Below are 12,492 nucleotides of genomic sequence, written 5' to 3'. Positions count from 1 at the left end.
CGGCCCGGGCGCGCGTTGCGTACGATTTTTCTCCGCGGCGCGCTCAGTCCGGATAACGCGCGACGTACGCGCGGCCCGGCACCGCGCCGCTCGGCTCGCAGAGCATCGCCGTGGTCGGACGCACCGTGCCGGTGATCTCGCAGGTCGCGGGGTTCACGCTGATGCGCACCCGCCCGAGGCCTCCGGCGCCGCCCGGCGCGCCCGCCGGGTTGCCGCCGCCGCCCGCGCCCGCGGGGCCGGCGCCCGCGCTCACCGTGCCGCGCAGCACCAGCGCCGGCGACGCGAGGTACACCACGCCGCCCGATCCGCCGCCGCCGCCGCACTGGAACGCGTTCTGGTTGCCGCCCCGCCCACCGTCGGCGCGCACCGCGCCGCCTTCGCGGATCTCGATGCGCGTCGCCGACGCGATCCGCACCGCGCCGCCGCCTCCGCCGCCCCCGCCGGAGCCCGCGAGGAGCGAGCCCGAGAAGAATCCCCACCCGCCGCCACCGCCGCCCGATCCCGGCCGGAACGTCGTCGCCACCGCGAGGTCCGCGGCCGCGTCGGCCCCGATCGATCCGCCGCCGCCGCCGCCGCACACACCGCCGGTGCCGCCCGACCCGCCGGCGTAGGGCGCGCCCAGCGCGAGCCCGCCGCCCTGCCCCGGCCACGCGGCGGTGGTCCCCGCCGCGCCGCCGCCCGGCCCGCCGCCGGCGCCGCCGTTGGTGCTGACGCTGCCGGATCCTCCTCCGCCGCCCGCGGGCCCCCCGCCACCGCCGCCGCTGACGCCCTGGTAGCCGCCCGCGCCGCCGCCCGCGGCGCCGCCGAGGCCGCACTCGCTCGTCGGCGACGCGTCGGCGCCCGCCGCCCCCATCCCGCCGCCTCCCCCCGGCGCGCAGCGCCCGCTCGCGGCAGCGACCGCGTGCCCCGTCGCGCCGCCGCCGCCGTTCGTCGCGGTCGTCGCGTTGCCGCTCGCCCCGAACCCGCCCGCGCCGCCGCTCGCGTCGATCGCGCCCTCGACGATCACGTCGCCGGTCGCGCGCAGATCGAGCACGCCCGTGCCGCGCACCCGCACCGTCACGCCGGGCCGCACCCGGATCGTCGTGAAGTCGTAGACGCCGGGATCGAGCACCACGTCGGCCTCGGGATCGAACGCGCCGTCCTCGCCCGAGCTGCGGAACGCCCCGCGCACGCACACGCGCCCGACGCACGCCTGATCCGCGGCGCACGCCACGCCGCACCCGCCGCAGTTGCGCGCATCGTCGACGATCGGCGTCTCGCAGCCGTCGGTCTCGATGCGGTTGCAGTCCGCGCGATCGGCGTCGCACGTGATCCCGCAGCGCGCGTCCTCGCACGTCACGTCGGCGTAGGGGCGCGCCCGGCAGCGCAGCCCGCACTCGCCGCAGTTGTCGGGGTCGCTCGCGACGTCCGCGCCGCACCAGCCTGCGTCGGGCGGCCCGCCGTCCATCCGCACGCCGCCGTCGGGCAGCGCGGCGCAGCCGTCGTCGACCATCCCGTCGCAGTCGTCGTCGCCGTCGTTGCCGCAGCGCTCGCCCGCACGCGGGTTCACCTGGGGATCGCCGTCGTCGCAGTCGGGCTCCTCGATCGACGCGCCGCACGCGGCGTCGGCGAAGCCGTCCTCGTCGTCGTCCTCCCAGTCGTTCGTGCCGAGCGCGAAGTCCGCGAGCCCGTTGCAGTCGTCGTCGACGCCGTTGCAGACCTCGGCGGCCGCGGGGTGGCGCGTCGGGTCGTCGCCGGCGCAGTCGAGCGGGACGATCGACGCGCCCGCGACCGGCGTGCACGACAGCGTCGATCCCCCGGGCACGCCGAATCCGTCGCCGTCGGTGTCGGGGTACCAGCGCACCTCGACGGTCGCCTCGTCCACGCGGGTATCGCAGTCGTTGTCGACGGTGTCGCAGAGCTCCGGCATCGCGGCGTGGCGCATGCGGTTCGTGTCGTCGCAGTCGTCGCCCTCGAGCGCGAAGCGCCGGGTGCCCGGGCACGCGCGCATCGGCGCCGCGGGATCGCCGTGGCCGTCGACGTCGAGATCGGCGAACCCCGCGACCGAGACGTTCTCGTCGATCGCGCCGTCGCAGTCGTCGTCGAGCCCGTTGCAGACCTCGGGCGAGCCCGGCTGCACCGAGCGCCGCGCGTCGTCGCAGTCCTCGCCGCGGCTCGTGATCTCGCCGCCGATCTCGTTGCGGCAGCGCATGTCGTCGAGCCCCTCGCGATCGACGTCGCGCGCGCCGTAGGTCGCGGGGTCGCAGTCCTCGTCGACGCCGTCCGCGTCGCAGATCTCGACGCCGCCCGGGAAGCGCCGCGGGTCCTCGTCGTCGCAGTCGTCGCCGCCGCACTCCGTGCGCTGCGCGCCGTCTCCGTCGACGTCGGGATCGAGCGAGCACGAGGGCGCGCACTCGTCGTCGTCCTCGCTGCACGTCTCGTCGGCCTGGCACGCGGGCGCGGTGGTGCAGACCTGATCGACGCAGCGATCGACGCCGGTGCAGAAGAGCCCGTCGTCGCAGTCCGAGTCGTCGTCGCAGGCGCGCCCGACGTCGCTCGCGTCGAAGCCGGCGTCGGAGGGCGCTGTATCGTCGTCGCCACACGCGACGAGCACCGAGAGCGAGAGGACCAACAGCCAGCGAGCGCGCATCGCGCGCGAGGATAGACCAACGCACGTCACCTCGCGCGGGCGCAGTGCGCGGTGGTCTCGCGCACCGAGTCGAGCTCGCGCGCCGCGATCGTGCGGGTGGGTGATCGCGGACGAGAACACCCGCCGGGAAGCGCGCGGGTGGGTGATCACGGACGGAAACACCCGCCGGGAAGCGCGCGGATGGGTGATCACGGACGAAAACACCCACCCGGAAGCGCCCGGGTCGGTGATCACGGACGAAAACACCCACCGGGAAGCGCGCGGGTGAGTGATCACGGACGGAAACACCCACCGGGAAACGCGCGGGTGGGTGATCGCGGACGGAAACACTCGCCGGGAAGCGCGCGGGTGGTCGATCGCGCGGATCGACCACCCGGGGATCACTCCGCGGCGGGCGGCGGGCGATCGCCCGCGTCGTCGTCCTCGTCGCGCCCGCGGCGGGGCGCGCGCAGGGTATCGAAGAAGAGATCCTGCTGCTCGCGATCGCGCGGGAAGCGCTGGCGGACGACGCTCGCGGACACGTCGTACGCGCGGCAGAAGTCGTCGCGGGTCGCGAGCTCGTTCGCGTAGGCCTGTCCGAAGGCCTCTGCGGCGGTCGCGCGGGCGGCGAGCGCGGCGTCGAGGCTCGCCAGGGCGTTGGTGAGTCGGGGCAGGTGCTCGGTGCGCAGCGGCTCGGCGGCGCCGAAGGCGGTGAGGCGCTGGAGGACGCGCCGGGCGGCCGCGCTCTGAGCGGCGGCGCGCGGCGTCACCTCGGCGGCGAGCCCCGACGGGAAGAGCGCGCTCGCGATCTCACCGCCGCGGCCGCGATCGAGCGCCTCGGCGGCGCTGCGGAGGGCGCGCAGCTCGAGCTCGACCTCGCGCTCGGCGAAGCGCACGAGGACGCGCGGCTCGATCATCCCGAGCTCGGCCGAGGCGCGGACCGCGGCGGCAGCCACCAGCGCCGCGTGCACCGGCTCGAACGACGCGACGAGATCCGCGAAGGCCGCGCCCGCACGACGGAGAGCGGCAAGGTGGAAGCGCCCCAGTGGGTCGAGGCGCGAGGAGGAGAGATCGGGAGTGGGCATCTGCATGCGAGGGACGCTCGCACGCCCGAGCCCCCGCGCGGAAGGCCACCGGAGGAGCCGTCCCAGCCGATGGAGTGACCGCTCGTCGCTCGCGGTGGCGCGATCTCGAGAACGTTCTGGGTGCTCACCGTGAGGCTTCGGCGTGCACGTTCGGTCGAGCTCGGCGAGTCTCGTGGGCGTGTACACGCTCTATCGCGAGAACCCCGCCGTCTTTCTGGCGCTCGGCGCCGTGAACGGGAGCGTGATGTTCGGGCTCGCGCTCTTCACGCTCTGGCGCGGCGGATGGCGTGCCCGGTTGTGGTCCGCGGCGTCGATCTGCTTCCTGATCGCGACCGCGGTGTTCGCGGCCGGTGTCCTGTCAGCGGCCGATTGAGCTGCGCGCCGAGCTTCCACGCCGGAGTGCGTTCGATCGATGCGCGCTGCGGCGCCTCCAGCGCCCGAGCGCGGCGGCCCACGGCGCGAGATGCCAGCACCACCCGTGAGCTCCGCGCCGTCGCTATCGCGCCGTCGCTCCGCATCACCACGGCTCCTCGGGCGAGACGCGAAGCGCGAGCCCGTTCGAATCGGCTCACGAAGCCGAAGGCGAGTCGGTTCGAGTCGGCTCACGAAGCCGAAGGCGAGTCGGTCTGCGCGGGGTCGAGCGAGGACGCGGAGCGGGCTCGAGCGACCACGCGCTCTCCTCCACCACGAAGAGAGCCGCGCCCTCCCTCCTCGCGCGCGGCCGAGACCTCACCCGCAGGGCGGGGGGCACGGGGGCCGAGCGATCCCGCAGCGGCCTCCCGACGCCGACCACGTTCGTGCCCGGTCCGCAGCGCGCGCGCAGCGCGCGACGCGGACGCCCCCGCCACCCGACGCCGCGCGCTCATCGCCCGAGATCCGCGAGGACTAGCGAGGCCCCCGTGCCCCCCGCCCCCGCCGAAGCCTCACCCCGCGCGAAGAGACCGCCGCTGCAGCACCGGCCACAACGCAGCCGCAGCCACCACGATCACGATCCCGACCCACTGCGAAGTCGACAGCACCCCGACCCCGCCACGGTCGTCGGCCCGGAAGAACTCCAGGACGAACCGCAGCACCGCGTACGCGATCATCGACACGCAGAAGACGTGTCCGTCGAAGCGCTTCCGCGGCTCGAACCACCCGATGATCACGAACGCGATCACCAGCGACCCACCCGCCTCGAGCAGCTGCGTCGGGATCACCGGCAGCGACGCATGCGACGGATGCTCGAGCAGGTGCGCGCGCCACTGCGCCTCGCTCGCGGGCGACCACGCGGGGAACGACACGCCGAACCACGCGTCGGTCGGCTGCCCGAAGCAGCACCCGCCGAACCAGCACCCGAGCCGCCCGAAGAAGAGCCCGAGCGGCAGGATCATCCCCGCGAGGTCCAGCGTCTTGATGCGCGGAAAGCCTTCCTTCCCGAGGAAGTACATCGCGTACCCGATGCCGAGCACCATGCCGCCGTACCAGGTGAGCCCGCCCTGCCAGAACTTCGCCCACGCGAAGCAGTCGGCCTCGGTCGGACGGCACACGCTCGCGGCCGCGTCCCACGCGCCCTGCACCCACTCGCTGTCGCACTGCTCGCGCGTGATGTGCCACTCGACCTGCGACGGGTCCGTGCAGAGGTGCACGTAGTCCATGAAGAACCCGTCGAAGAGCACGTGCGCGAGGCGCGATCCCGCGACCCCGGTGATCAGCGAGATCAGCGCGAGGTCGATCAGCACGTCGTAGTCGCGCTTCTCCCGCTTGGCCCAGCGCACCGCGAACCACGTGCACGCGGCGAACGCCGCCATGAGCATCGCGAAGTACGCGGGGATCGCCTCGTCGAAGACGTCCGCCGCGAGCGCGCCGGCGCCCACCAGCAGCGCGCCCCACAGCACCGGCTTCACGTCGAGGCCGCGCCGCGCGCGCCCGACGGCGAGCGCGGCGACGAGCACCACCGCACACACCGCCGCGATCAGGCGCCCGTCGAACGTGGGGATCACGCGGCCGTCATTCTCCGGCTGCTTCGCGCTGCTCGCCAGCCCCGGCGTCGGCGGTCTTCGCCTTCGGCGCGGCCTTCTCGTCGACCTTCGCGGGCTCCTCGCGACGGAAGCCGTCGATCAGGAGGAGCACGACGCCGACGGTGATGGCGATGTCGGCGACGTTGAACGTCGGGTAGTCGAACGCGTCGCGCCAGTGCCAGTGGATGAAGTCGACCACGTACCCGTAGCGGATGCGGTCGATCAGGTTCCCGAGCGCGCCCGACACGACGAACGGCACGCTCCACGCGAACCACGGCCCGCCGCGGCCCTGGATGAACAGCCAGAGGAGCACGAGCGTGGCCGCGGTCGCCGCGACGCCGAAGATCGTGGTGCGCACGCCGGTCGGCGCGTTGCGCAGGAGGCCGAACGCGGCGCCGCAGTTCTCGGCGTACTCGAGCTCGAACACGTCCTCGATGACGACGAGCCCGGGCCGGCGCGCGCGCTGGTAGCGGATGTAGCCGTCGTCGTCGGCCGCGCAGACCTCGGGGCGCTCGCCGGTGCGCTCGGTGCTGAGCGCACCCTCGGCCCACGTCTTCGTGCCGATGTCGAGCGCGACGAGCGCGATCGTCGACACGATGCACGCGGCGATCAGCGCGTTCGAGCGGCGCGTCGTCGTCGGCGCCACGTCAGTGCCCCGGGTGCTCGGGATGAGCGGCCGCCGGCGACGGCGACGAGGCCTCGCGATCGGCGCGCGTGAAGAAGGGGCACCCCGGCAGCATGGTGAGCATGCCGAGCGCGAGCAGGACGAACAGGACGCGCATGTGGCTCCGGCCCGACCGGAGGGAGCGGCCGAGCGGCTCGTCGTGTAGCAGAGCGAGAGGCCGTCGCAAAGACCGAAGAAACGCGCGCATCGCGCGGAGATCGGGCCGTTCGTGCGGGTCGTGCGCCGCCGGCCGGACGGTCGGACGCAGCGCGCCGCGCGTCGTGTGTCACGCCGGCGCGGAGCGCTGCCGACGAGTGCTGATCGCCGCGTGACACACGCGTTTCGTCGAGCTTTCCTGCTCATGTAACACGGCGTGTGACGATTTTTTCTTGACCCGAGTCACGGCGTGACACAGAACCCGCTCGTGACCGCCGAGCGCGACGACGAGACGCCGCCCCCCTCCGCCGACGCGGCGGACGAGCCCGCCGAGCGCGCGAAGAAGGAGCGCGTGCTCCACACGCGCGTGCCCGCCGTGCTCGAGCAGGAGCTCAAGCGCCTCGCGACGAACCTGAAGATGCCGGTGTCGAACCTGGTGCGCGCGATCCTCGAGGACGCGCTGGACGCGGTCGACGCGGTCGGTCAGCGCGCCGAGGGCGAGCTCCACGGGATCGCGGAGCGGCTGCGCGTCCAGCGTGATGCGCTGCGCAGCACCGCGGTGGCGCGACCGGCGCGCACGCCGGCGGATCCGTCGCAGCCGGCGTGCCCTTCGGCGAGCGTGTCGCTCGAGGGCGTGATCGGGTTCCAGTCGTTGGTCCTCGTCGCCGATGCGACCTGCACCGCGTGCGGTCGCACGCTGCGCAAGGGAACCAAGGCGTGCCGCGGGGTGCGCGAAGAGCCGGGCCCGAGGGTCCTCCTCGGGCCGGAGTGCGAGCTGCTGCCGAGCGGTCTCGCAGAGGAGGACGGAACATGACGAGCGAGAGCCAGGATCGCGAAGCGACGATCGAGCAGTGCGTGGGGAACGTGGTGCGCATCGGCCGCCTCTGGGCGGTCTACGGGCTCGAGGTCGGGCGCGCGGCGCTGCGCACGAGCGCGGAGACGCTGCGCACGACGTCGGAGCTGCTCGGGAGCCTCGCGAAGCAGCTCGACGAGCAGCAGGCCGCGGCCGAGGCGACCGCGAGCACGGCGCCCGCGACGACGACCGACCAGCACGCCTGAGCCGCGGGCCCTCCGCCGGCGAGCGCGCCGGCTGACTCACAGCCCCGCGAGCCAGACGCGGGCGCGCATTCCGAGCTCGGTGGTGTAGCCCACTTCGACGTGCCGGATGTCGCCCTCGCGATCGACGTAGAAGCTCGTCGGGAACGCGCGCACGCCCCAGCGCTGCGCGAGCGTGCCGCGTGGATCGGCGACGATCCGCGTCGCGTCGAGCTCCGTCTCGGACTCGATCCACGCGCGCACCTCGTCGGGTGAGCCGGACGTCGTGGCGATCGCGATCACGTCGTGATCGCGTGCGACCGCTGCGACGTTCGGCTCCTCGGCGCGGCAGACGCCGCACCAGCTCGCCATGAAGTGCACGATCACCGGGCGCTCGAGGTCCTCGAGCGAGACGGGCGTGCCCGCGAGGTCGCGCGCGTCGAGCGCGGGCGCCGGGCCGCTCGGGAGATCGCGCGTCTGCCATGCGCGCACCGCGACGAGGATCGCGATCACCACGAGCGCTTCGAGCAACCAGCGACGCCAGCGCTTCGCAGGGGCGGTGGGCTCGCTCATGCCCGCTGGTATAGCTACCCTCTGCGCAGTGGACGACTCGCGCGGCTCTCGGATCGACGCGGTGCGCGGTGCGCCGAACGTCGGGACCGAGATGCGCATGGGACGCGACGAGCCGCGCTTGCCGAGCCACGCGCTCGCGAGCGCGTGGTCGTCGCTCGTGCCCGCGCTCTCGCTGATCGCGCCGCGCGACGCGAGCGCGGCGTATCGGCTCTTCTGGACCGGGCGCGGCGAGAACGGGTTCCGCGACTTCGCGCTCGCGCGCGACGCGCACCTGATCGTGGGGCGCCACTCGGCGTGCGACGTGGTGCTCGCGAGCGACGGCGAGCTCTCGCTGAGGCACTTGTTGATCGTGCCGGCGCGCGTCGAAGGCGGCGCGGGGCTGCGGCTCGTCGATCTGCAGGGATCGATGCCGATGCACCTCGACGACGACTCGGCGCAGCGCTCGCTGCTCGCGCAGGGGCCGTTCGCGGTGCGGCTCGGTCGCTACGTGATCGGTGGGTTCCCGATCGGGCCGGGACAGCCGGCGCCGCCGCACGATCTCCCGCGCTCGGAGCGCGTGGACGAGAGCGCGGAGGACGCGCCGGTGCGCGAGGCGCCGGCGAGCGCCTCGCACGGTCACGGCCCCTATCGCGAGGCGGCGGTCGGTCGGTCGCGCACCGTGATCACCGCGCTGCCGCGGCCGATCACGATGGTCGCCGAGATCGCGAGCGGGAGCGCGACGCCCGATGCGGTCGGGCTGCTCGGTGCGGCGCGTGACGGAGAGCGCGCGCGCATCACCGTCGGACGTCGCGCGCTGCGCGCGGGCGTGCTCGTGGGGCGCGCCGACAAGTGCGACGCCGGGCTCAAGGCGCTGCTCACGATCCGCGTCTCGCGGGTGCACGCGGTGGTGATCGAGATCGACGGGCGCGTGATGCTCTACGACTGCGCGTCGACGAACGGGACGATGCTCGCGGGACGTCGGGTGCGCGCGGTCGAGCTCGACGTGGACGCGCCGGTGGTGCAGCTCGCGGGCAGCGACGGCGTCGAGCTGCGCTGGACCGCGCTTCGTCGCTAGCGGTCGCGAGGAGGAGCCATGAGCGTGCGCGTCGAGAAGGACGGGGAGATCACGATCGTCGTGATCGATCGTCGCGAGGCGAAGAACGCGGTCGATCGCGTGACCGCGGACGCGCTCGCCGACGCGTTCCGCGCGTTCGACGCCGACGAGACCGCGCGCGTGGCGGTGCTCGCGGGCGATCACGGGACGTTCTGCGCGGGCGCGGATCTGAAGGCGTTCTCGCGCGGGACGCCGAACCGGATCGCGCCCGACGGCGACGGTCCGATGGGCCCTTCGCGCATGCTGCTGCGCAAGCCGGTGGTCGCGGCGATCGCGGGGCACGCGGTCGCGGGCGGGCTCGAGCTGGCGCTCTGGTGCGATCTGCGCGTCGTCGAAGAGGACGCGGTGATGGGCGTGTTCTGCCGGCGCTGGGGCGTGCCGCTGATCGACGGAGGCACGGTGCGCCTGCCGCGGATCGTGGGGCTCGGGCGCGCGCTCGATCTCATCCTGACGGGTCGCGCGGTGGACGCGCAGGAAGCGCTCGCGATGGGGCTCGCGAACCGCGTGGTCCCGAAGGGGCGCGCGCGCGAAGAAGCGGTCGCGCTCGCGAAGCTGATCGCGAGCTTCCCGCAGACGTGCATGCGCGAGGATCGGCTGAGCGCGTACGAGCAGGACGGGATGTCGATCGACGCCGCGCTGGCGAACGAGCTGCAGCACGGGATGAGGTCGCTCGCGGACCCGGAGATGATCGCCTCGGTGATGCGCTTCGTCGGCGGCGCGGGTCGCGGCGGGAAGCTCGAGTAGCGCTCACGGAGGATCGCTGCGGAAGATGACCGCGCCCACGTCGTCGGCGATGCGCGGGAGGGGCACGACGCCGTAGGCGTACCAGCGGCCGAACTGCGCGACCTCGCCGGTGAAGCCGCCCGGGCTGCGCGCGAAGCCGGCGTTTCGGGCGGCAGCGTCGGGCACGATCGTGTCGAGGTCCGCGGGCGTGCCGTGGTGGTGCAGCTGGTCGCCGCGGTAGAGGTAGACCCAGAGGATCAGGCCCTCGCTGATCTCGCTCGCCTGGTCCGCCTGGAGCTGGCGGCCGACCCGCTGCGCGGTGCGCCACAGCGGCGTGCCCGCGAGCACCGCGCCCACGATGCGACCGTCGCGCGTTCGCGCCGGGGCGACGTAGAGCACCGTCTGCGACGGAGGCTGATCGGGGATCAGCGCGGGGAACTCCTCGAGCTCGTAGCCCGACCAGCCTTCTTGCAGCGCGCGACGCACCATCGGGAACGCCTCGCCCGCGTCGAAGCCCGCCATCGGGTCCGGCTCGGCGTCGCGCGCGACGACGATCCCGTTCGCGTCGACCGCGGCGACGAACGAGATCGGCGAGATCATCAGCTCCTGGATCCCGCGCGGCGGCTGACGCAGCAGGTGGAGCGCGGTGCGCATCTCGCGCTGACGGCGCTCGGGATCCTCGACGAGGAAGCCGCGCGCGAGCTTCGTGCCCGCCTGCTCCACGCCGCGCACGCCGCGCTGGAGGTCGTCACGCACGATCTCCTGCACGCGCCGCGCGTGGGTCTGGATGATCTCTTGCTGCGCGTGCTGCGCGCCCTCTTCGCACGCGACGAGCGCGAGCACGCAGACGAGGAGCGCGAGAGGCGATGTGAGGCGATGCATGCGCCTCGGACGGTACACGATGCGCGCTCGCGCGCGGAGGTGCGGTCAAGGACGGACGGAACGCGGCCATGCACGCCAACAGAGGGCACGACGTGGGAGCACGCCATGACCGTGTACCGATCGAGTGGCGGGACGACGGTCGTACGCGGGGTGGGTGCGATGGCGAGACCGCGTGATATCGTCACCCCCGTGTCCCGCAGCTCCGCGAGACCACCGTCCATGCCGCGGGTGGTGGACGGGAAGTTCCGCCTCATCGAGACCCTCGACGGTGGGACAGACACCGTTCGTTTCCTCGCGGAGCACACCGGCATCCGCCGCCAGGTCGAGCTCGAGACGCTCGCGCAGGGCGTGCCCTGGCCGGGCCCCGAGGCCGAGCGGCTCCTGCGCGAGGCGCGCGCGATGGGCTCGGTGTCGCACGCCGCGATCCAGAGCGTCGTCGACTCGGGCACCGATCCCGATGGGCGCCCGTACGTCGTCTACGAAGCGCTGCGCGGCGTGCGCGTCTCGGAGCTGCTCGCGCAGACGCCCGGCGGGATCGGCGCGGTGCGCGCGGGGCGAATCGTGCTCGGCGCGCTCGAGGCGATGCGCGCGATGCATCGCGCCGGGGTCGTGGTGCGTGGGCTCGGCCCCGAGAACGTCGTGGTGCTCCCGCCGCGCGACGACGACGAGGACGAGCCCGTGAAGCTGCGCGCGCTCGAGCGCGCAGCGTTCCTCGCGGAGCCCGCGCCGCGCGACGAGATCCCGTACACGCCGTGGATCGCGCCCGAGATCCGGCGGGGCAGCGCGGGGCTCGATCCGCGCGTCGACATCTACTCCGCGGGCATGATGCTCCGGCACCTGATCACGGGGCGCACCCAGTCGATCCATCCGGTGCCCGACACCGCGCGCCGCGCGATCGAGCGCGCGACCGCGGAGGATCCCGACGAGCGCTTCCCCGACGTCGACGTGCTGATGCAGGCGGTGTCGCTGCTCGTGCCGAGCGAGGGCCGCAGGCCGCGCGACGAGATGCCGACGCCGCAGGATCCGCTCGCCGCGGACCTGCACTGGCTGTCGATGCGGCGCACCACGCGCCACGGTCAGCGCACCGCGCCCGAGGGCGTCGCGAAGATCCACCTGCTGCCGGTGCTGCTCACGATCGAGGCGATCTATCGGCGGCTCGGCGAGGACGCGTGGTCGCAGCTCGCGACCGAGGTGCCGGGCGTCGACGATCTGCTGCCGGGCTCGGGCAACACCGAGCTGCACCTCGCGACGGGCGTGAAGATCGCGCTCTTCGCGCAGATCGTGAGCGCGGCGGACGCGATCGCGGGGCGCGGCGATCTCTCGATGCTCACCGAGATCACCGAGGCGGTCGCGCATCGCGGGCTGCGCCGGCTGCTCCCCGATCTGCCGAGCCCGATGGTCGTCGAGGCGCTGATCGACGGGTTCCCGTACGTGTGGTCGCGCATCACGCGTCAGGGCACCGCGATGGTGCTCGAGCGCGACGCGCGCTCGGCGCGCCTCGCGGTGCGCGATCAGGCGCAGCCCTCGCTCGAGCTCTCGGGGTTCGTCGCGGGCCTCCTGCGCGCGGCGATTCGCCAGAGCGGCGTGCGCGAGTGCGACGTGACGCTGACGTCCTGCGAGGCGCTCGGCGACGCGCACGACGTGTATCGCGTCGAGTGGAAGGCGTGACCTCG

The 12,492-nt window shown here is 73.9% G+C and carries 14 protein-coding genes; 7 read left to right on the top strand and 7 right to left on the bottom strand.

The features are described from left to right. Positions 1–43: 43 nt before the first annotated feature. Complete coding sequence (locus DB32_RS49980) at positions 44–2,629, bottom strand: MopE-related protein (protein WP_053233736.1); 2,586 nt, start codon at positions 2,627–2,629, stop codon at positions 44–46. 100 nt (positions 2,630–2,729) lie between these two features. Here DB32_RS49980 and DB32_RS46860 point away from each other — a divergent pair, with 100 nt between their 5' ends. After that, a complete protein-coding gene (locus DB32_RS46860) occupies positions 2,730–2,897 on the top strand; it encodes a hypothetical protein (RefSeq protein ID WP_157069149.1) in 168 nt (55 codons plus the stop codon). Positions 2,898–3,009: 112 nt separating this feature from the next. Here the strand turns inward: DB32_RS46860 and DB32_RS18220 are convergent, their stop codons facing one another. Beyond that, entirely contained in the window at positions 3,010–3,699 is a 690-nt protein-coding gene (locus DB32_RS18220) for a hypothetical protein (RefSeq protein ID WP_053233735.1), read from the bottom strand. 136 nt (positions 3,700–3,835) lie between these two features. On the opposite strand from DB32_RS18220, the gene DB32_RS18215 reads away from it, so the two are divergent. Further along, a complete protein-coding gene (locus DB32_RS18215) occupies positions 3,836–4,066 on the top strand; it encodes a hypothetical protein (RefSeq protein ID WP_157069148.1) in 231 nt (76 codons plus the stop codon). A 550-nt stretch (positions 4,067–4,616) separates the two neighbouring features. Here DB32_RS18215 and DB32_RS18210 read toward each other — a convergent pair. The 3 genes from DB32_RS18210 to DB32_RS49975 are packed head-to-tail and all read right to left on the bottom strand — an operon-like array spanning position 4,617 to position 6,475. Continuing rightward, entirely contained in the window at positions 4,617–5,675 is a 1,059-nt protein-coding gene (locus tag DB32_RS18210; protein ID WP_053233733.1) for a prolipoprotein diacylglyceryl transferase, read from the bottom strand. Positions 5,676–5,682: 7 nt separating this feature from the next. After that, positions 5,683–6,339, bottom strand: coding sequence for a signal peptidase II (lspA, locus tag DB32_RS48295; protein WP_053233732.1), 657 nt, complete (start codon positions 6,337–6,339; stop codon positions 5,683–5,685). Position 6,340: 1 nt separating this feature from the next. Beyond that, complete coding sequence (locus tag DB32_RS49975) at positions 6,341–6,475, bottom strand: hypothetical protein (RefSeq protein WP_275935481.1); 135 nt, start codon at positions 6,473–6,475, stop codon at positions 6,341–6,343. 288 nt (positions 6,476–6,763) lie between these two features. On the opposite strand from DB32_RS49975, the gene DB32_RS18200 reads away from it, so the two are divergent. Next, complete coding sequence (locus tag DB32_RS18200; RefSeq protein WP_053233731.1) at positions 6,764–7,327, top strand: hypothetical protein; 564 nt, start codon at positions 6,764–6,766, stop codon at positions 7,325–7,327. Beyond that, positions 7,324–7,572, top strand: a complete 249-nt coding sequence (locus tag DB32_RS18195) for a hypothetical protein (RefSeq protein WP_053233730.1) — start codon at positions 7,324–7,326, stop codon at positions 7,570–7,572. Before DB32_RS18200 ends, DB32_RS18195 begins: the two co-directional genes overlap by 4 nt. A 36-nt stretch (positions 7,573–7,608) precedes the next feature. Here the strand turns inward: DB32_RS18195 and DB32_RS18190 are convergent, their stop codons facing one another. Further along, positions 7,609–8,121: a redoxin domain-containing protein gene (locus DB32_RS18190; RefSeq protein WP_053233729.1), complete on the bottom strand. Its 513-nt coding sequence runs from the start codon at positions 8,119–8,121 to the stop codon at positions 7,609–7,611. Between the two features lie 28 nt (positions 8,122–8,149). Here DB32_RS18190 and DB32_RS18185 point away from each other — a divergent pair, with 28 nt between their 5' ends. Further along, positions 8,150–9,175, top strand: a complete 1,026-nt coding sequence (locus DB32_RS18185; protein ID WP_053233728.1) for an FHA domain-containing protein — start codon at positions 8,150–8,152, stop codon at positions 9,173–9,175. An 18-nt stretch (positions 9,176–9,193) separates the two neighbouring features. Continuing rightward, entirely contained in the window at positions 9,194–9,958 is a 765-nt protein-coding gene (locus DB32_RS18180) for a crotonase/enoyl-CoA hydratase family protein (protein ID WP_053233727.1), read from the top strand. A gap of 3 nt (positions 9,959–9,961) precedes the next feature. Here DB32_RS18180 and DB32_RS18175 read toward each other — a convergent pair whose 3' ends face one another. Beyond that, on the bottom strand, positions 9,962–10,819 hold the full coding sequence (locus DB32_RS18175; protein WP_053233726.1) for a hypothetical protein: 858 nt from the start codon (positions 10,817–10,819) through the stop codon (positions 9,962–9,964). 219 nt (positions 10,820–11,038) lie between these two features. Here DB32_RS18175 and DB32_RS18170 point away from each other — a divergent pair, with 219 nt between their 5' ends. After that, positions 11,039–12,487 carry a protein kinase domain-containing protein gene (locus DB32_RS18170; RefSeq protein WP_169791476.1) on the top strand — a complete coding sequence of 483 codons (1,449 nt, stop codon included), beginning with the start codon at positions 11,039–11,041 and terminating at the stop codon, positions 12,485–12,487. The last annotated feature ends 5 nt before the right edge of the window (positions 12,488–12,492 follow it).

Source organism: Sandaracinus amylolyticus, assembly GCF_000737325.1.
Lineage (GTDB): Bacteria > Myxococcota_A > Polyangia > Polyangiales > Sandaracinaceae > Sandaracinus > Sandaracinus amylolyticus.
The sequence above is the reverse complement of the archived record's forward strand: the minus strand, read 5'-3'. Positions and strand labels throughout refer to the sequence as shown.

Coding starts and splice junctions, on each gene's coding strand:
- DB32_RS49980 (WP_053233736.1), bottom strand. CDS start 2,629: ATGCGCGCTCGCTGGCTGTTGGTCCTCTCGCTCTCGGTGCTCGTCGCG.
- DB32_RS18220 (WP_053233735.1), bottom strand. CDS start 3,699: ATGCAGATGCCCACTCCCGATCTCTCCTCCTCGCGCCTCGACCCACTG.
- DB32_RS49975 (WP_275935481.1), bottom strand. CDS start 6,475: ATGCGCGTCCTGTTCGTCCTGCTCGCGCTCGGCATGCTCACCATGCTG.
- DB32_RS18195 (WP_053233730.1), top strand. CDS start 7,324: ATGACGAGCGAGAGCCAGGATCGCGAAGCGACGATCGAGCAGTGCGTG.
- DB32_RS18190 (WP_053233729.1), bottom strand. CDS start 8,121: ATGAGCGAGCCCACCGCCCCTGCGAAGCGCTGGCGTCGCTGGTTGCTC.
- DB32_RS18180 (WP_053233727.1), top strand. CDS start 9,194: ATGAGCGTGCGCGTCGAGAAGGACGGGGAGATCACGATCGTCGTGATC.
- DB32_RS18175 (WP_053233726.1), bottom strand. CDS start 10,819: ATGCATCGCCTCACATCGCCTCTCGCGCTCCTCGTCTGCGTGCTCGCG.
- DB32_RS18170 (WP_169791476.1), top strand. CDS start 11,039: ATGCCGCGGGTGGTGGACGGGAAGTTCCGCCTCATCGAGACCCTCGAC.